At 64.5% G+C, this 17,694-nt stretch carries 18 protein-coding genes; 17 read left to right on the top strand and 1 reads right to left on the bottom strand.

Going from position 1 to position 17,694, the window contains the following annotated elements:
* The first annotated feature begins 398 nt into the window (after positions 1–398).
* The 12 genes from OXR60_RS13345 (at position 399) to OXR60_RS13290 (ending at position 13,779) form a co-directional block, all read left to right on the top strand.
* Positions 399–1,445 (top strand): helix-turn-helix domain-containing protein, encoded by a 1,047-nt coding sequence (locus tag OXR60_RS13345; protein WP_267396408.1) that lies wholly within the window; start codon positions 399–401, stop codon positions 1,443–1,445.
* A 325-nt stretch (positions 1,446–1,770) separates the two neighbouring features.
* Positions 1,771–2,418: a hypothetical protein gene (locus OXR60_RS13340; RefSeq protein WP_267396407.1), complete on the top strand. Its 648-nt coding sequence runs from the start codon at positions 1,771–1,773 to the stop codon at positions 2,416–2,418.
* 51 nt (positions 2,419–2,469) lie between these two features.
* Complete coding sequence (locus OXR60_RS13335) at positions 2,470–2,796, top strand: single-stranded DNA-binding protein (protein WP_267396406.1); 327 nt, start codon at positions 2,470–2,472, stop codon at positions 2,794–2,796.
* A 233-nt stretch (positions 2,797–3,029) separates the two neighbouring features.
* Positions 3,030–3,257, top strand: a complete 228-nt coding sequence (locus OXR60_RS13330; RefSeq protein WP_267396405.1) for a hypothetical protein — start codon at positions 3,030–3,032, stop codon at positions 3,255–3,257.
* A gap of 69 nt (positions 3,258–3,326) precedes the next feature.
* Positions 3,327–3,770, top strand: coding sequence for a hypothetical protein (locus OXR60_RS13325; protein ID WP_267396404.1), 444 nt, complete (start codon positions 3,327–3,329; stop codon positions 3,768–3,770).
* Between the two features lie 144 nt (positions 3,771–3,914).
* Complete coding sequence (locus tag OXR60_RS13320) at positions 3,915–4,793, top strand: toprim domain-containing protein (protein WP_346015435.1); 879 nt, start codon at positions 3,915–3,917, stop codon at positions 4,791–4,793.
* A 94-nt stretch (positions 4,794–4,887) separates the two neighbouring features.
* Complete coding sequence (locus OXR60_RS13315) at positions 4,888–5,280, top strand: hypothetical protein (RefSeq protein ID WP_267396402.1); 393 nt, start codon at positions 4,888–4,890, stop codon at positions 5,278–5,280.
* 8 nt (positions 5,281–5,288) lie between these two features.
* Positions 5,289–5,831 carry a hypothetical protein gene (locus tag OXR60_RS13310; RefSeq protein ID WP_267396401.1) on the top strand — a complete coding sequence of 181 codons (543 nt, stop codon included), beginning with the start codon at positions 5,289–5,291 and terminating at the stop codon, positions 5,829–5,831.
* Positions 5,832–5,925: 94 nt separating this feature from the next.
* A complete protein-coding gene (locus tag OXR60_RS13305) occupies positions 5,926–6,222 on the top strand; it encodes a hypothetical protein (protein WP_267396400.1) in 297 nt (98 codons plus the stop codon).
* A gap of 72 nt (positions 6,223–6,294) precedes the next feature.
* Positions 6,295–10,518 (top strand): strawberry notch-like NTP hydrolase domain-containing protein, encoded by a 4,224-nt coding sequence (locus OXR60_RS13300; protein WP_267396399.1) that lies wholly within the window; start codon positions 6,295–6,297, stop codon positions 10,516–10,518.
* 125 nt (positions 10,519–10,643) lie between these two features.
* Positions 10,644–12,719: a ParB/RepB/Spo0J family partition protein gene (locus tag OXR60_RS13295; protein WP_267396398.1), complete on the top strand. Its 2,076-nt coding sequence runs from the start codon at positions 10,644–10,646 to the stop codon at positions 12,717–12,719.
* 136 nt (positions 12,720–12,855) lie between these two features.
* Positions 12,856–13,779, top strand: coding sequence for a zincin-like metallopeptidase domain-containing protein (locus tag OXR60_RS13290; RefSeq protein ID WP_267419142.1), 924 nt, complete (start codon positions 12,856–12,858; stop codon positions 13,777–13,779).
* Positions 13,780–13,810: 31 nt separating this feature from the next.
* On the opposite strand, the gene OXR60_RS13285 is transcribed toward OXR60_RS13290, so the two are convergent.
* The gene (locus OXR60_RS13285; protein ID WP_267396396.1) at positions 13,811–13,933 is read right to left on the bottom strand and encodes a hypothetical protein; all 123 of its coding nucleotides are present in this window, start codon (positions 13,931–13,933) and stop codon (positions 13,811–13,813) included.
* 12 nt (positions 13,934–13,945) lie between these two features.
* On the opposite strand from OXR60_RS13285, the gene OXR60_RS13280 reads away from it, so the two are divergent.
* From OXR60_RS13280 to OXR60_RS13260, 5 genes are all read left to right on the top strand, one after another.
* Positions 13,946–14,746: a phosphoadenosine phosphosulfate reductase family protein gene (locus OXR60_RS13280; RefSeq protein WP_267396395.1), complete on the top strand. Its 801-nt coding sequence runs from the start codon at positions 13,946–13,948 to the stop codon at positions 14,744–14,746.
* 495 nt (positions 14,747–15,241) lie between these two features.
* Positions 15,242–15,553: a hypothetical protein gene (locus OXR60_RS13275; RefSeq protein ID WP_267396394.1), complete on the top strand. Its 312-nt coding sequence runs from the start codon at positions 15,242–15,244 to the stop codon at positions 15,551–15,553.
* Between the two features lie 50 nt (positions 15,554–15,603).
* Positions 15,604–16,092 (top strand): hypothetical protein, encoded by a 489-nt coding sequence (locus tag OXR60_RS13270; RefSeq protein WP_267396393.1) that lies wholly within the window; start codon positions 15,604–15,606, stop codon positions 16,090–16,092.
* Positions 16,093–16,318: 226 nt separating this feature from the next.
* Positions 16,319–17,278 carry a DUF2493 domain-containing protein gene (locus OXR60_RS13265; protein WP_267396469.1) on the top strand — a complete coding sequence of 320 codons (960 nt, stop codon included), beginning with the start codon at positions 16,319–16,321 and terminating at the stop codon, positions 17,276–17,278.
* Between the two features lie 90 nt (positions 17,279–17,368).
* Positions 17,369–17,593, top strand: coding sequence for a hypothetical protein (locus OXR60_RS13260; protein ID WP_267396392.1), 225 nt, complete (start codon positions 17,369–17,371; stop codon positions 17,591–17,593).
* Positions 17,594–17,694: the final 101 nt, after the last annotated feature.

Raw genomic sequence — 17,694 nt, 5'->3', positions numbered from 1 at the left:
GGTTGTCAAAAGCACGAACTTGGGTCCGCGAAAGCACGAACCTCGGTTATCGAAAGCACGAACTCGCGGCTGAACGGTCATCGAAAGCACGAACTTTTTCTGCGATCGGTCGTCGAAAACACGAATCATAGCCGTTTCGCCGGCGCTTCGACTTCTCCACAATCGAAACTGGACTGGATGCATGGCGCGTTCGGCCAAAAGGGACGCGGCCGTGACCACATAAACGAATGCCCGGCACGGAGGCCGGGCACCCTGGAACGTGTTGAGCGATGCTTGGCGGCATCGATCGGGTCGTAGAACACCCCTCTTTTACTCGTTCCTGAGCTTCGGTTCAAGGGAGCGCGCTTCGCGCCACGCTCTAGTTTTGCCTGGTTCCGGCTCCCAGACGGGGACGGAAAATGGGGTTCATCAAGCAAGACCTGATCGAGCTATCGGGCTCGGTCGTCGACGACCTGCGCGCCGAGGGCGTCTCCTACGAGAACATCCGCACCGCGCTGGACCTCCAGGCCACCCAACGACGCCACGGCGTCCCGGTGCTGCCGCTTCGCGTCATCTGCGGATTGGAGAAACCACAGCATCGCAACGATCGCGTCATCCTCGAGACCACCCATGCGCTGCTCATGGTGCCTCGCCGTGGCGGCCGCCCGAGGGGCGGGCTGCACATCACGCGCCGGAAAATCTGGGCGAACAGCGTCAAGACCGAAAGCCCGGAAGAAGCCGAGTTCATGCGGCCGCTCGGCACGGTTCTGCGGACACGGCTGTATCGCGCCAAGCGCAGCCTGTTCAAATACGCGCAGAAGCTTGCCTGTGAAGCGCGCCAGAAGGTGCGCGACCTCACCGAGCGCGAGCAGCTCGTCGTCCAATTCACCCAGTCATGCGAACGCATCCTCGACCGGCTCTTGCACGAAGAGCGGGGCCGCAAGGGCTGGCTGACGCCCGACTACGAGACAATCATGGACTGGACGGGCTTGTCGCGCTCGACTGTCCACCGCACCCTGAACCTCCTGAAGGACATCGGCCTCCTGGAGTGGATCCGGCGCTTCAACTATTCGACGGACAGCGAAACCGGCGCGCGATCGGAGCAAACGTCCAATCTCTACCGCCTCACCCTCCCCGTGTGGCTTGAGAAGATGCTCGGCCTCCATACACCAACCCCTGTCGACGAGGAGCATCGCCGCGAGCGGATGCTTGAAGATCATGCCGCCATGCTGGCAGGTGTCCCCCTAAGCGAGCGCCGGCGTTACATGCCCGACGATCCCGCCGTTTGCGCAGCACTCAATAGCGCCGCCCTGCGTCTCGATCGGCGCACTGGCGCTGATCTCAGAGCCCGTGAGTGTCAGGAAAACATTGCTCCTCAAATGGATTCTATATTTTCTAAGATGAGACAAAAAGAATCGGCCTGGTCGGCCGATACTCGAGGCCCTGACGGGCTCGGATTTGCCTAACCGACATCACGCCAAACCGCCGTCATCGAAATGCGAAGATACGGGACCGTCGCCTTCGGCGCCGGAATGCTCCCCGATGGGAGCAAGCGGCTTGCTCCGTCCTCAAATAGCCGCCGTCGTGCCCGGTGCTCGCGTTTTTTCGGGCTCAGCTCGCTGAAAGGGCGCGTCGCGAACCCGCACCGTGAAGGACGTTCTTCAAAAGCCGTTGTCCATCTTCGATTAAAGGTTATTATGGGACAATGGCACGGACGCCTCATCTTCCCCGCGTCATCGCGGGCATCGTGGCAGCCCACCGCCGCGCGCCCGCCCCGTTAGCGAGCCTCGCTTGAGAGCGCGCGCCATACTGGGCGGGGCCGCGATCCTCGCCGTGGTTGCCCTATGGCACCGTCCTTCGGCTGACCATCGGACATCCACCGGCAGCGCTTTCGGTTGCACCGCAGCCGGCGACGGCTCGATCTGCGATGCTGTCGCGAGCCTATCAAAGGTCGCACATAACCCGCTCCTTCCGACCAACGTCGCGACCCGCCTTCCGCCGCGCGAAACTCCCGGTGCGACGGATCCCGCTATCACCCAGGACAACATTGACGAGACGATCTGCCGCCCGGGCTACGCCCGGGCGGCGCGTCCCACCTATGCGATCACCAGCCCGCTCAAGCGCCGCCTGATGGATGCGCAGCATCCAGGCGAAGCGATGGCCGATTATGAGCTGGACCATCTGATCCCGATCTCGATCGGCGGCGCGCCGCTCGACCGGCGCGATCTCTGGCTGCAACCGCGGAGCGGTCAAGCGAACGCCGGCGACAAGAACGTACTTGCCTATGTGCTGTGGCGCTTAGTCTGCACCCATCAGGTGCCGCTCGCAACGGCCCAGCGCGAGATAAGCCACGACTGGACGCGGGCGTACCAGCTCTACGCGACGCCTGAAAACATCGCGAAATACCACTTTCGGCACGCCGAGGAGCAGCGCGACTAGCGCGTCTGTACCGCGCGGATTCTGCATTTCACCCCAGCAAAGGAGAAGACGATGCCCCAGAATATCGCGGAGTTTCGGATCATCGGCCGGATCGGCAAGATCACGGTGCGCGAGCGCGTGAGCTACGTAAGTGTGGCGGCGAACTACAATCGACGCGACGGGGACGACTGGAAAACCGACGTCCATTGGAACAGTGTCGTGTGCTTCTCGAACGTCGCCAGCCAGGTCGAAGGCGCTGGAAAGGGCGATCTGGTCCACATCACCGGCCGCGTTCGTGAGAGCAATCACCAAGGCGAAAGCAACGATATTTCGTACCGCACCGAGCTGATTGCGGACACGTTTTCGGTCCTGACCAAGGCCGAACCTGAGCAAAGCTGATGAAGCGCGGGGGCGGCCTTCGGCACGGCTCTATCGCGGCTTCACCGCGACCGAACCCGCAGGCGCGGTTTCGGCCCTACCGGGTGACGATCCTCGCCTGCTCAGGAGGGCGGACCTTCGGTCAAGCCCTTCGACTTCAGCTGCTTCAGCCAGTGATTGCGACGGCCGCGAACTCTACCCCGAGCGTCGCGAGACGGGATGCCTGATCGAAATCAACAGCCAAGGGATCGCCCATGAACCGCCCTACCCTCATTGTTCTGATTGCCGGCACCGCCATCATCGCCGGATGTAACAAGCAACCCGCCAAGCAGTCGGTCGGGGATTATTACCGCGACAATCCTGAAGTCCCTAATCCGCGAGCTGGCTCCTACGCCAAATCGAAGCCCGGCACCTATGAGTATGTCACGCCGACCGACAATGGATCGAGCACCGGCAACTCTGCGGCGCCGTCCAAACCGTGACGGAGAATATTGCCGCTCCCGGCAATTTTCTCCTTTCGTTCCGGTACGGCATGATTCAGAATCTGCCTTATGCCGATCCGCCCGGAACATCGTTGGCTTTATCCGATCGACTGGCCGGAGATCAGCAACATCGTGCGCTTTACGCGCGCGGGCGGCCGGTGCGAGCATTGCCGGCGCCCTCACGGCCGGTACATCACCTTCCTCGCTGGCGCGAATGGCGTGTGGTGGGACGTGGAGATCCACGCCTGGCGCGATGGTCGCGGACGTCGGCTCCGCTACGCACCCGCCTTCGTGCCGCTCGAGGCGATCCGGATGACGCGCAAGCCCGTCTATCTCGCAACCGCGCATCTCAATCACGACCCGACCTACAGCGGCCCCCGCTGGCGCAACCTCGCGGCACTCTGCCAGCGATGCCACATGATCCACGACGCGGCCGAGCATCGCCGGCGCCGCTGGTGGAACGCCTTTCGCGTGCGGGCGATCGGCGACCTCTTTTCCGGCCTCTACAACTAGGAAACGCGACGTCCGCGAGGACGCGGAGTCGGGCGGCTATCGCCGCCTTGGAGGGGAGGATGCCGGCTGCTCTTCGGTTCAATTTTGCCGGAGGCACCCGTGACCGAGATCCATCACAACCACAGGACGATCGCGATGGCGAGACTGCCCCTGGACGCTGAAATCCGCGCCAAGAGCATCGTCGAACAGCTCGGCGGTGTGTGGCGCGGCACGCGCGGCGAATGCCGCTGTCCCGCGCACGATGACGGCTCCCCGAGCCTGTCCGTCCGCCTCGGTGATACCGCGATCCTGTTCCATTGCTTCGCCGGCTGCACCACGGTCGACGTGATGAAGGCTCTGCAGCGCCGCAAGCTCCACGATCGCGGCCCTCTGTCGATGCCCGAAGCCAAACCCAAGCGCGACATGGGCGCGCTGGCGCTGCGGCTTTGGAAGGCGAGTGTCCCGATAGCGGGTACGCTCGCCGAGGAGTACCTCCTTGCGCGCGGGCTGTCCGGTCCCTTTCCCAAGGCGCTACGCTTCAACCCGTCGACGATTCTCGGCTCCGGCCCGGACAAGCGCATGATGCCCGCGATGATCGCCGCTGTCGAAAACGACCTTGGCCTGGTCGCTGTCCAGCGCACCTTCCTCGATCCCGACAACGTGCTGCGCAAGCCGATGGCGAAGCCCAAGGTTTCGCTCGGCTTACTCGGCACTGCCGCGATCCGGCTCGCGCCCCCCACGGACGAGCTGGGCCTCGCCGAAGGCATCGAGGACGCGCACTCTGCAATGGAATTGTTCGGCACGCCGACCTGGGCGCTGGGCGGCGTGGAGCGGCTCGCCTTCGTCGCTATCCCGGAAAAAGTGCGCCGCGTGATCGTCTATGGCGATCGTGGCCATGCTGCCGAGCGCCTGCTGAAAAAGGCGTTCGATCATCTCACTGCCAATGGTCGGGAGCTCGTCAGCCGCATCCCCGAGCATCATGACGACTGGAACGACGCATGGAGAGCGCATCTCCAAAACGAGGCTTCTAGCCGTTCTGCTTGACCGGAACGGCCTAGCAGCAGAGCCTCGCCGGATGTCTAATCGTCACAGCACGACCGAAAACGAAGCTCCTGTGATGCTTCGTAATCACTCAGGAATGGATGACCTTTCGGGTTATATAAACCAGATCATTGTGCCGACGTTCGAGGAGTTCCGCTGCAACCCTCGATCGGGAAGACATGCGTATCTCGCGTGTGTAGCAACTTTCCACGCGGTCGACCGTGCGAAAAAGGGTAAGCTCAAGCCCGCAAGTTTGCGTCAGAAATGGCGAAAAGAATCGTTTGAATTTCTGATCGTGGACATGATTGCGCACCATCTCAAGCATGTGCGGAGCAGTGACGAACGCGGCCTGCATTCAGAAAAGGCAATACCGCTTAGCAGCGCGGTATTCGATTATGGCCGCGGTGATCCTGAAGCTCTCAACCTTGATCTCCACAACCTTCAATATCTGCTTCGAGACGCTATCTGCTTCATCCGTAAGCAAGCCTAGAGGGTAGGATGCTCGCACTGACAACGCCCCAAAGCCTCAGCACATTCGTACTTCAGACTGCTTCAAAGCTAAGCAGCAATGTCCCGATGTATGTGGATTACGAACCGATCGAAGGGGCAGAGGAGCAGCGATGCTTCCCGAACGTAGACGCCGCGGTTGAGCGACATGGTGGCGAACGCCTCATTGGGTGGATGTTATGGGAGATGCCTGGCGCATTCATCGAGGCCATTCATCACGCTGTTTGGAAGAAGCCGAGTGGCGAGATCGTGGACATAACACCGAAAATCGATGGCGAGCTTCGAATAGTTTTTGTCATCGATCCTGCCGCCACCTACGAAGGCAAGTTCATCGACCCGAGACGTTTCCCAGCATTCGGCAACAGACTTGCGCGTGATTTTATTAGAGTTCGAGGTGAGCAAGAGGCGCTGGTCGAACCGTTCCGCAAAGTGGGCCGCTACGTTGTGCCCTATGATATTGCAGAGAGGGCGCATCGCAAGTTGGACCGCTCAAACAGGCTGTTTAATCGGCTAAAAGCCGGTGAGAAAAAATAGGTGTGCGTTGCGCGTCTCGCCGTCGAGCAAAACGATTGCGCTGTGGAAATCCACCGCCGGTTCGGGATAAACCCTCCTCAGCGGAGGAGCGTCTGTGACCAAGATCGTGCCCATAGTCTTGATCGTCATCGGTCTGTTCATGTGGCGCTTGCCAGCGCGGTCCCGCTTCAACCGCACCAATCAGTATGGCGTCGAGCAGTTTAAGTCCTACAGCCATATGCGCGGGCGTCGGCTTTTTGAGGGCTTAGCCCGCTTTTCTGGCGCCATTCTGATCCTCTTCGGGATCGGGCAATTCATCGTGCCCGAGAAATACAGCTACTCGCACATAGGCCAGCCGGTCAGCGAAGAGCCTGTTTCCGAGGAACCCGCCCGACACCACGGCCACGGCTAAGCGATAGAGGAGAGGGAGCCTTCGGCTTGTTGATCCGGTGATGAGCACCGGGCGACATAACGGAGGCCCTCGATGCGCACCTCAGCCGCAGCTCTCGAACTCGATTTCACCGAACCGTCGATCACCGCTGCCAAGGCGGTCGCCGACACGATCGCCAGGAATGGATCCCTCCAGCGCAGCACGCTGCTGTGGGTCATGGAGCAAGCCTACGGCGCTTCGTCTGCCGACGGTCGCTGGTCGCTCCGTGACGCCTACGACATGCTCGAACTCGCCGAGGTCATGTACCTCGCAAAAGCAGACCTTCCGGCCGATCCAGGCGCTTGTGTCGCTGCGCTTACCGAGCTGGTCGCCAACCTGCCGACCCACACTGTTCGCAGCGAAGAGCAAATCGAACTCCAGCAATTCTCGACACCGGCGCCGATCGCTTACCTCGCCGCGCTCGCTGCGCGCATCGCACCCACGGACCTGGTGCTCGAGCCCTCTGCCGGCACTGGCCTCCTCGCTGCGTTCGCCTCCCGCGCCGGCGCGCGTCTCGTCCTCAACGAGATTGATCCGGCTCGCGCCGAGATGCTTGGTGCCGCCTTCCCCGGGGTCGCCGTCACGCGCCACGACGCCGAGCTGATCCACGACCTGCTGGCGCCGAGCGTCCAGCCTACGGCCGTCCTTATGAATCCGCCCTTCTCGCGCAGCATCGGCCGCCACGCCGATCCCCTTGCCGCCTTCCGGCATCTTCGAGCTGCGCTGATGCGGCTCGGAGCCGGAGGCCGCTGCGCCGTCATCTTGCCCGATCGAGTCGACACGTCGAGCCGCGCCTGGGCCAAGGTGACCGAGGGTTGCACGCTGACGCTCCACCTCGAGCTGCCGGCGAACGCCTATGCCAAGCATGGCACCAGCCAGGCCGTGAAGATCATGGTGCTGGAGAAAGGCACTGGCGACCATGCCGAGCTGATCCGGTGCAGCTCGCTCGCCGAGGCGCGGGCCGCGATCGCGGCCCGCGCCGTCCTCCCCGCACCAACTGTCGCGACGCGCGTGTCGGCCCTTCAGCTCTCCCGCCCAAACGGGCGTGGCTCGCTGCTAGGCGGCCTCGCCAGCAAGCCGCGGCTCGCCGCGCCCATGCCCAAATCCGCGCAGTCGCTTGTCGCGCGTCCGATCGACTACACCGTGTTCGCCGAGCCGGTCCCGACCGGCGAAGCCGTGGGCGTGTACCTGCCCTACCGGCCGAGCCGGATCGCGATCCCGTGCGCGTCCGCGCATCCGACCGCGCTGGTGGAGTCGATCGCCATGGGTTCGATCACGGCGCCACGGCCGTCCTACATCCCAACCCTCTCGCAGTCCGTCGTCGACGCGAAGACGCTCTCGGACGCCCAGCTCGAGACGCTGATCTATGCCGGCGACGCTTTCGAGCGCGACATTCCAGGCCTGTTCAAACCCGTTGAAGAGGGCCTGTCGCTCACGCCCGACAAGGAAGGCCGTCCCTATCGGACCGGCTTCTTCCTCGGTGACGGCACTGGCGCCGGCAAAGGCCGCCAGGTCGCCGCGATCATCCTCGACCAGTGGCTGCGCGGACACCGCAAGCACATCTGGATCTCGAAGACGGAAACGCTGCTCGAGGACGCGCGTCGTGACTGGACCGCCGTTGGCGGCCTCGCGCTCGACATCCAGCACCTCAACCAGTGGAAGCTCGGCACTCCGATCGGCGCCGGCGAAGGCATCCTCTTCCTGACCTATGCAACGCTGCGCTCCAATCGCGGCGATAAGGGCACCCGGCTCCAGCAGATCCTCGAATGGGTCGGCGACGATCATGATGGCATGATCGTGTTTGACGAGGCGCACGAAATGGCCGGTGTCGCAGGCGGCGAAGGCCGCTTTGGCACCAAGGACGGCTCCGACCAGGGGATCGCAGGCGTCCGCCTGCAGAACCTCCTGCCCCGCGCCCGCGTCCTCTACGTGTCGGCAACCGGCGCGTCAGACGTCAACAATCTCGCCTATGCGACCCGGCTCGGCCTGTGGGGTCCGGGCACGGCGTTCGCCGATCGCAAGGCGTTCGTCGAAAGCCTGCGCCGTGGCGGGATCGCGGCGATGGAGCTGATCGCCCGCGACCTGAAGATGCAGGGGCTCTACGTCGCCCGCGCGCTGTCCTTCGCCGGCGTCGAATACGACATCCTCGAACACCAGCTTACGCCCGACCAGATCGAGGTGTACGACGCCTATGCCGACGCATGGGCGATCATCCACGCGAACCTGCGCGCTGCGCTTGACGCGACCCGCGTCACCGACAGCTTCTCGAACGACACCTACAATAGCGGCGCCAAGGCCGCGGCGCTCTCGATCTTCGAGTCCACCAAGCAACGGTTCTTCTGCCAACTGCTGATCGGCATGAAGCTGCCCGCCCTGGTGCCCGCGATCCGCGCCGACCTCGACCGCGGCGAGAGTGTCGTCATCCAGCTCGTCTCCACCTCAGAAGCGATGCTCAACCGCGCATTGGCGGCGCTGACGGTCGAAGAACGCGCAAACCTCGACATCGAGTTGTCGCCGCGCGAGTTCGTCATGTCCTATCTGACGGCCGCTTTCCCGGTCCGGCAGATGAAGACCTATGTCGACGACACCGGCAAGACCCGCTCCGAACCGATGTCGGACGAGGAAGGCCGCCCCGTGTTCAGCCAGGAAGCGCTCGAGATGCGCGACACCCTGGTCGAGCAGCTCTGCGCCCTCCCGATCGTCGGCTCTGCCCTCGATCATATCATCGGGCATTTCGGCACCGATGCCGTTGCCGAGGTCACGGGGCGCAGCCGGCGCGTCATCATGGACGCCCACGGCCGCCAGCGCGTCGAAAGCCGCAGTCCGCGGACCAACCTTGCCGAGACCGATGCCTTCATGCGCGGCGCCAAGAAGATCCTGATCTTCTCCGATGCTGGCGGAACCGGCCGCAGCTATCACGCGAGCCTCACGGCCGAGAACCAGTCGCGGCGTAATCACTACCTCCTCGAGCCCGGTTGGCGCGCTGACGCCGCCATCCAAGGCCTCGGGCGCACGCACCGCACGCATCAGGCGACCGCACCACTGTTCCGGCCCGTCTCGACTGACTGCCGGGGCGAACGTCGCTTCATCTCGACGATCGCGCGCCGTCTCGACAGCTTGGGCGCGCTCACCCGCGGTCAGCGGCAGACGGGCGGACAGGGCCTCTTCAATCCGCGTGATAACCTCGAAAGCGATTACGCCAAGGAGTCGCTCGAACAGTGGTTCCGGCTGCTTTCCAACGGCAAGCTGCGCTCCACCACGCTCAAGCAATTCCAGGAATTGACCGGGCTCGAGCTGGAGGGCGACGGTGGTGGCCTCAAGGAGGAGCTGCCGCCCATCCAACGCTGGCTCAACCGTATTCTGGCGTTGCGCATCGCGCTCCAGAACGCGATCTTCGACGAGTACCTGGGTCTGATCGAGGCGCGCATTGAGGCGGCCAAGGAAGCTGGCACGCTCGATCTTGGCGTCGAAAGCATCAACGCCGAGCGCATCACGATCCTCGATCGCACCGTGATCCGGCGCGACCAGACCACCGGCGCCGAGACCGAGATCCTCCGGCTTGAGACCGAGGAACGCTACAAGCCGCTGGCGCTCGACCGCGCGCTGCGCGTTCTTGGCGACGACGCCCGCCCGATCGTCAACCGCAAGTCTGGCAAGGCCGCGATCCGGTGCAGCACCTACTCGCTGACCGATGATGATGGCGAGATCGTGCGCCGCTATGAATTGGTGCGGCCGACCCGCACCGAGCGGATGCGCCAGGACCTCCTCGTCGAGACGATGTGGGAGGACGCGAGCGAGGAGGAGTTTGCCGCGCTGTGGCAAGCCGAGGTAGAGGAGATGTCGGGCAAGACCCGCACCAGCACGCTCTACCTTGTCACTGGCCTCCTCTTGCCCGTGTGGGACCGCCTCCCCGACGATCACGTCCAGGTCTGGCGGCTCAACACCGATGACGGTCAGTCCTTCCTCGGCCGCATCGTCCCCGCCCCACTTGTAACCAAGCTCGCGGACGCCTTCGGCATCGCCGCCACCATCACCGTGTCGGGTGCCGACACCGCCAAACACGTCATGGGCACCGGCGAGATTTCGGCCGTGGGCGCCTATCGCCTCAAGCGCAGCCTGGTCGCGTCCCAGCAGCGCCTCGAACTGCTCGATTGGCCGCACACGCGTCTCGCCGAGCTGAAGGCGGCCGGGTGCTTCACCGAGATCATCCAGCACAAAACGCGGATGTTCATCCCCGTCGCGACCGCCGCGGCCGTGATCGACCGCATCACCGCCTGACCGACACCGGGCTCTCTTCCCGATCATCAAAGGGAGGGGAGGGAGCCTTCGGCTTTGTGAGCTTGATGAGCAGGCTCGCGTGACCGTCGGACAACGGCGCGCTGATCTCGAATGGAGTATGACCGATGATCCAGTCCGTGAAGGTCAAGAACCTGACGCTGTCGAAGGACAATGTGCGCAAATCCAACCGTGACGCAGGGATCGACACCCTCGCCGCGAACATCGCAGCCCAGGGGCTGTTGCAGAACCTGATCGTCACCCCGCTCAAGAAGGCGGGTACGTTCACCGTGAAGGCGGGCGGTCGGCGCTTGCGCGCGCTCCAGCTCCTAATCCAGCAGGGCACCCTCCCCGCTGACCACACCGTTCCGGTCCTCGTGCTGAGCGACGACGACAACTCGATCGAGGCAAGCCTCGCCGAGAACTTCCAGCGCGTGCCGATGAATCCGGCCGACGAATGCACCGCGTTCAACTTCCTGATCCAGAAGGGTATGACGGCCGAGGACGTCGCCAAGCGCCAGGGCGTCACTACCCGCTTCGTAGAGCAGCGCGTGCGCCTCGCCGAGCTGGCACCTTGCGTCTTCGAGGCGCTCGCAGCCGGCGAGATCACGCTCGGCGTTGCACAGGCTTACGCCGTCACCACCGACGTCGACCGCCAGGCCCGCGTGTTCGCCCAGATGAGCAGCGCCTACTACGGCGACAATCCCGACAACATCCGCCGCGCTATCCTGAACGGCACCGTCAAGGCGAACGACGCCAAGGCGCGCTTCGTGGGGCGCGAAGCCTATCTCGCCGCAGGCGGTCGCATCGAGGGCGACCTGTTCGCGACCGAGGGCGACGAGAACTGGATCGACGTCGACGTCATCGAGACGCTTGCGGTCAAGAAGCTGGAAGCGGCCGCGGCCGAGCTGGCGCAGGCCGAGGGTCTCGCCTTCGTCACGCCGATCGCGGCGACGCACGTCCCCTACGACCTCGAGCGGCAGCTTCACGAGTTTCATGCGCCCGCACGTCACCTCACCGAGGAGGAGACCGCGCGCGTGCAGGAACTGTCGAGCGAGAACGACGCCCTCGTCGCCCAGCTCGAGCAGGAACTCTCCGAAGGCAGCGCCGAGGCGGAAACCGCCGAAGCGCGTATCGAGGCGATCGAGCGCGAGCTGGACGAGATCGACGACGCACGGCACGACATCGATCCCGCGCTGAAGGCGCAGATCGGCACGTTCGTGTATATCGGCGGTGACGGCGAGCCCCGTGTCCACACGCGCCTGTTCAGCGAAAAGCCGGTCGTGGACCCGAACGCACCTCCTACGGGTAATCCAGGCAATGCCGGTAATACCGATAATGGCGACGACGCTGACAGCGGCCCGAAGCTCAGCGTCACGCTGGTCGACGAGCTGGCGACCCAGCGCCGCCAGATCCTCGTCGCCCACGTCGCCAGCGACCCGGCGATGGCGCTAGACCTGACCATCTTCCTGATGGCGCAGAACGTCGTCTTCGAGCAGAGCCACATCCCGAACCACTCGACGCTCAAGTCGGGCGCTGCGGGCTTCCCGATCTTCAGCTTCCGCGACGAGGGCTCGATGGCGTCGCAGACCATCGACGATCAGCGGCAGCGCCTGGACACGAGTTGGGCCGGCCACAAGACCATGACCGAGCGGTTCGACGCCTTCCGCTCGCTCGATGACGAGGCCCGGGGCGCGTGGGTGGCGTTCTCGATCGCGCGCACGCTGGAGCCCACGCTTAACGTCGCCGAGGGCTACCGCAGCAACGGCTTCCACGACCATCTCGGCCGCCTCCTCGACATCCAGGTCGAGAATTGGTGGCGCCCGACGGCCGAGAACTTCTTCGGCCGGGTCAAGAAGACCGTCATGCTCGACGCACTCGAGGAGATTGGCGGCCCGATCCTGCGCGGCCGCTACAAGGACGCCAAGAAGGGCGACCTCGCCGGCACCTGTGCCTCGCTCTGCAACGGCCAGGGCATCGTCGAAGCGGAGATCCGCGAGAAGGCGACGGCCTGGTTGCCCGAGGCGATGCGCTTCGACGGCATCGAGAAACCGGCAAGGACGCCGCTGCGCTCCACCTTCACCGAAGACGTCGAGGACACCGATCCTGCCGAGGATGAAGATCCCGGCGAGGAGGGTGACGACGCGATCGCGCCCGAGGAGGACGATGACCACGGGTCCGAGGATTTGAGCCAAGCGGCCTGACGCGGGCTCGCACATTTCGAGGCGACTGGGGGCGGCATTCTTCGCGGAGTGTCGCCCCTCTTTTGTGACCCGCCACCACCCCCGAGAGGGAAGGATGCTTGACCGGGTTCGCCTCAACAAAATCAGGAGAACCACCGTGGCAAAGACCACCGATAAACCGTCGCCCGCCGACATCATCACAAACACCATCATCGACAAGCTCGAGGCCGGCGTGCGCCCCTGGGTCAAGCCGTGGCGCCCCGGACTTGGGGGCCGTCCGCTACGCGCGACCGGCGACCCCTACAAGGGCATCAACTGCTTCTGGCTGTGGCTGTGCGCCGAAGGCGCCGGGTACAACTCGCGCACCTGGATGACGTACAAGCAGGCGCAGGCCCTTGGGGGCCAGGTCCGCGAAGGCGAACGCTCGCAGATCGCCATCTTCTACAAATCTTACAGCAAGACCGTCGAATCCGTCGTCACCGGCGACGCGACCGACGAGATGCGCCGCGTGCTACGCTCCTACGCCGTGTTCAACTGCGACCAGATCGACGGCCTGTCTCCGGACTTCTACCCGAGCCCGGTCAATGTCGTACCTCCGGCCGACACCCTCCCCGAGCGCGCCCAGCGCTTCATCGACGCGCTGCCGGCGACCGTCCACATGCGCGGCGATCGTGCGTTCTACGATCGCACGGCCGACAGCATCACAATGCCCCCGGTCGAGCTGTTCTCCTCGCGCGCCTTCTTCGCGTCGACCCTCGCCCACGAGGCCGGCCACTGGAGCGGCCACCCCGACCGGCTCGATCGCGAGTTCGGCAAGCGGTTCGGCGACGACGCCTATGCTTTCGAGGAGCTTTGCGCCGAGATGACCTCCGCGCTGCTTGGTGCGGATCTCGGCCTTCCCACTTCGCACCTCGACGACCACGCCGCCTATATCGGCTCGTGGCTGAAGGTGCTGCGCAAGGACAGCCGCGCGATCATGACCGCTGCCGCCAAGGCCGAAGCCGCTGCCGGCTATCTGCTCCGCGCGACGGGGCTGGACGTCTCGGCCGAGCCCGAGGACGAGATCCGTGAAGCGGCATGATCGCTCCGGCCGCCCTCCAAGACCTCGGCGCCTACCGGCGCTTCGTCGTGGCGTTCAGTGGCGGCAAGGACACCTTGCCGCCCTCCTGCACCTCCTCAGTCTTGGCGTGCCCGCGCACGCGATCGAGCTGCATCACCATGATGTCGACGGCCAAGGGCCGACCTTCATGGATTGGCCCTGCACGCCGGCCTATGTTCGGGCGATCGCCGACCATCTCGGCATCGCGCTCTACGTCTCGTGGCGCGAAGGCGGCTTCGCTCGTGAGCTGGCACGCGACGACACGCCGACCGCTCCGATCCTGTTCGAGACGCCGAGCGGGATCGGCTGTGCCGGAGGCAACGGCCCTCCCGGCACGCGTGGGCTTTTCCCGCAGACCTCCCCGGACCTTCGTGTACGCTGGTGCAGTCCGGCGCTGAAGATCGACGTTCTCGCGGCCGCGATCCGCAATCAGCCGCGTTTCCTTGATGGCCGCACCCTCGTCATCACCGGGGAGCGTGCCGAAGAAAGCCCTGCGCGCGCGCGTTACGCCGCGTTCGAACCGCACCGAACGTCGACCCTCGCGCGCGCGGTCGACCACTGGCGTCCCGTCCATGACTGGAACGAGTGCCAGGTATGGGACGTGATCGCGCGTTCGCGGATCCGGCCACACCCGGCTTACGTCCTGGGGTGGGGCCGCCTGTCCTGCCGCGCCTGCATCTTCGGGTCGCCTGACCAATGGGCGACGCTCCGCCTCATCTTCCCCGCAGCGTTCCTGACGATCGCAGCACGCGAAGCCGCGAGTGGTAAAACGATTCATCGTTCGCTGAGCGTCGTGCAGCTCGCCGACCGCGGCACGGCGTATCAAGCCGCTACGCTCCATGATGACGAGCGTGTACAGGCCGATGATCCGGCCTGGCGTCTCTCGATCCTCGTGGATCGCTGGGCGCTTCCTGCTGGCGCCTTCGGCGACCATGCAGGTCCGCCATGACGCAAACACCTAAGTGGGTACAACTACGGCCGGCCAACTCCAGTGCGTATAGAGAAATGGCGTGCCGTCCTCCTTGGTAACTTCCTTGGCGTAGATGCGGAAGCGCGTCCCAAGCGGGTGCTGTTTCCGCATGTCACGGGAGCATTCCACATTCATGGTCACCGGGTAAAATTGGTCCGGTATCGGCCGCGCGCGGACACTTCCATGAGCGCCGCGTGCTGGACCGGCGTAGGTTTCGATCACAATTTGCCTATAAGATGACCAAGGCTTCGCTATCGACATGCGCGCTCCAGATTAGCCGCTGAATCGGACCCTCAGTCGTCGCGGGTACGCCGCCCCGCAAGATCATCCTCGCGACCGTCGCGAAATATGCGCCCAACCGCCAGCGCTGGATCGCCGCTGGCTGGCGCGTGATCGACTGAAACAGCCACCCGGAGGGGAGGCGTCCTTTGGACAGATGAGCCTTTGGCTCCTGGTTGAGAAAGGATCATCATCATGCGCAGCGTTGCCGTTTACCTCACCCAACGGCTCTATGGCGGCCCCGAGGAAGGTGGCTGGTGGTACGACACCGGTGAACTCTGCACCGACCCGGTGCTGACGGCCTTCGGCGTCACCTTCCCCGACGGTCACGAGGACCGTGCCCGGCGAATGTCGGTCGAGGTTCAGGCGCATCTCGATCGCGACTGGAACACCGGCGACCACGCGCGACCGATCAGCAGCGTCCTCTCCGCTGGGCGTTTCGAGGCCCGCGTCCACGATGGCTGGCCCCCTCTCGCCTATCCGGCCGAGCGTCCCCGCTACGAATGACCCGAACCGCTTGGGTCTCCCATTTTGCCAACCTTCAGGAGTCCGGTCCCATGAAGACCTTCACCGTCCACTGCGAATACCCTGCCCATTACCGTGTGGAAATCACGGTCGAGGCGGAGGATGTCGTCAGCGCCTGCCGCTCCGCGATCGATGCGTCACACACGACCGACGGGTGGAAGAGCCTGGATACGGAGCATCCCACCTACGTCAGCGCAATCGCAGAAGGAGCCGACGTCGATCCTTGGCGCTTCGTCCCCGATGGAGGCGACGCCTCCGTCCTGCCCGTCCCGGGCGTGTTCTCTGACGTGGCGGCCTGCGCGGGCTATGCCGCGACCCGGAGCGAAGATCTGGTCGACCAGCTCCGTATCATGGTCGACGCGATCGGCGCCGATGGAGGGTTGAGGATCACCCCAGTGGCGATGGTACGCCTGTGCGGAACGGGGCAGGCCATTCTCGACGACATCGCGCGGTGTGGGTTGAGCCCGACAGGTTCGAAGGCGGCAGCAATCATGGTCCCGGCTGCGCCCGACGCCACCTGACGCCCGACAGCCTTCCGCCAGAGAGATGCGGCACATGGGCGGCCGCGAGACCCCCGCAACCGCAAAAATCCGGCCCGAGTTGCCGCTGCGCGGCTGCCCGCACCACCCCGGTTTTTGCGGTTTCCCTTCGCTGCGCTCCGGTGCGGAGGCCTCTTATTCAGCCGCCCAGGAGGTGCGCATCCGGCGGATAGGCCGCCGGCCTCGATCAGATGAAGGGCTTGACCCCATGACCACTTCCCTCGCTGCCGCACTCTCCGCACTGGAGCTGGGACACCTTGAACCCCGCGCCGAAGATGTCTCGGGCATGTGCCCTCCCTCGACTGACGCACTTGAGCAGACCACCACCGCTATCTGGAGCGACCTCTTCGCAACCCTCCAGAACACGTCGCTCGAGCGCGACATCGAGGAGATGGGCTGGGGCCTGGTCAATCTCTTCCACCGGGCCGCGGCCAAGAAGCACGCGACGATCGACCGCCTCACCGATGAGATCAGGCTGCTGATTGCCGAGCAGGACGGTTCGGAGATCAACACCTCCAACCTCGAGGACAAGATCGACCTTGCCAAGAAGATCGAGGAAGCCGCCACCTGCTACGAAGTGATGCGCGACACCGCAGCGGCGCACTACATCCGCGAGACCGGCCGTTCCTGGATCCCGTCGACGGGCAACCGCATTTCGCTCGGGGTAACGTCAGCGATCGTTGACGGCCGAGCATTCCTCCAAGCTCGCCGTGAACGCGTCCGCGACGCCAACACGGCACAGGGCACTCCCGTCGTGTTTGCCGGAGGCCGGTTGACCTTCCGGACTGACGAGGACATGAAGGCGTTTGGCGACAACCTGCTGCGCACCCTCAACGCGGTTCGGGAACGCGTCGGCGACATGTATCTCGTCCATGGTGGCGACATGAAGGGGATCGAGCGCATCGCTGCCTCGTGGGCCGAACAGCACGGTGTCCAGCAGGTCCGCTTCGGTCTCGATCGCAAACTCGGAGACCGGGCTGGCTTCCGTCGCAACGAGCAGATGCTCTCGCTGAAGCCCCGCTACGTCATCGCCTTCCAAGGCAACGGCGTGACCGAGCGACTGGTGATCGACGCGAAGAAGGCAGGCATCCGCGTGGTGGATCGCCGCGGCCCGCTCGGCACACCACCCGCAGCACAGAACGCTCAGCGCGACCGCAAGGTCGCCTGAGCTTCGGCTCGGCCGCTGGCTGACGCCAGCGGCCTCGCCCTTGCGGCTTCGCCGCAGGGCTCCCCCACTTCACCCTCCAAGGAGAGTATCATGCCACGCCCGAACCCCTTCCAGACCGCCGCCCATTGCTGGCGCTTCGCTTGGCGCAGGGCGACGGCTGACGGCGACACCTTTCACATCGTCACGACCGGCAATCCCGCCGCTCCGCGTGCGGTCCTGTCCGATCGCGACCTGTTCGCACGCGCGGATCTGACGCCGGAGGACATCGAGGCATCCGTCGATCCCTTCTTGTCGGACATCGGAAACGCCGGCTAGTCAGAGACTTCGCGGCGAGGCCATTCGACAACCCTTCCCCTTAATGGGAGAGATCAGCCATGAAATCGCTCCGTAGCGGCACTGACGTCATGGGCGTGCCT

The organism is Sphingomonas sp. GC_Shp_5 (genome assembly GCF_026540855.1).
GTDB lineage: Bacteria > Pseudomonadota > Alphaproteobacteria > Sphingomonadales > Sphingomonadaceae > Sphingomonas.
Note: the sequence above shows the minus strand (reverse complement) of the source record. Positions and strands in the feature narration are given on the sequence as shown.

Bases quoted from the DNA above. Each gene is read 5' to 3' on its own strand.
- OXR60_RS13315 (WP_267396402.1), top strand. From the start codon at position 4,888: ATGGATGACCTTTCGGGTTATATAAACCAGATCATTGTGCCGACGTTC.
- OXR60_RS13260 (WP_267396392.1), top strand. From the start codon at position 17,369: ATGCCACGCCCGAACCCCTTCCAGACCGCCGCCCATTGCTGGCGCTTC.
- OXR60_RS13280 (WP_267396395.1), top strand. From the start codon at position 13,946: ATGGATTGGCCCTGCACGCCGGCCTATGTTCGGGCGATCGCCGACCAT.
- OXR60_RS13325 (WP_267396404.1), top strand. From the start codon at position 3,327: ATGCCGATCCGCCCGGAACATCGTTGGCTTTATCCGATCGACTGGCCG.
- OXR60_RS13275 (WP_267396394.1), top strand. From the start codon at position 15,242: ATGCGCAGCGTTGCCGTTTACCTCACCCAACGGCTCTATGGCGGCCCC.
- OXR60_RS13345 (WP_267396408.1), top strand. From the start codon at position 399: ATGGGGTTCATCAAGCAAGACCTGATCGAGCTATCGGGCTCGGTCGTC.
- OXR60_RS13270 (WP_267396393.1), top strand. From the start codon at position 15,604: ATGAAGACCTTCACCGTCCACTGCGAATACCCTGCCCATTACCGTGTG.
- OXR60_RS13300 (WP_267396399.1), top strand. From the start codon at position 6,295: ATGCGCACCTCAGCCGCAGCTCTCGAACTCGATTTCACCGAACCGTCG.
- OXR60_RS13310 (WP_267396401.1), top strand. From the start codon at position 5,289: ATGCTCGCACTGACAACGCCCCAAAGCCTCAGCACATTCGTACTTCAG.
- OXR60_RS13335 (WP_267396406.1), top strand. From the start codon at position 2,470: ATGCCCCAGAATATCGCGGAGTTTCGGATCATCGGCCGGATCGGCAAG.
- OXR60_RS13265 (WP_267396469.1), top strand. From the start codon at position 16,319: ATGACCACTTCCCTCGCTGCCGCACTCTCCGCACTGGAGCTGGGACAC.
- OXR60_RS13330 (WP_267396405.1), top strand. From the start codon at position 3,030: ATGAACCGCCCTACCCTCATTGTTCTGATTGCCGGCACCGCCATCATC.
- OXR60_RS13295 (WP_267396398.1), top strand. From the start codon at position 10,644: ATGATCCAGTCCGTGAAGGTCAAGAACCTGACGCTGTCGAAGGACAAT.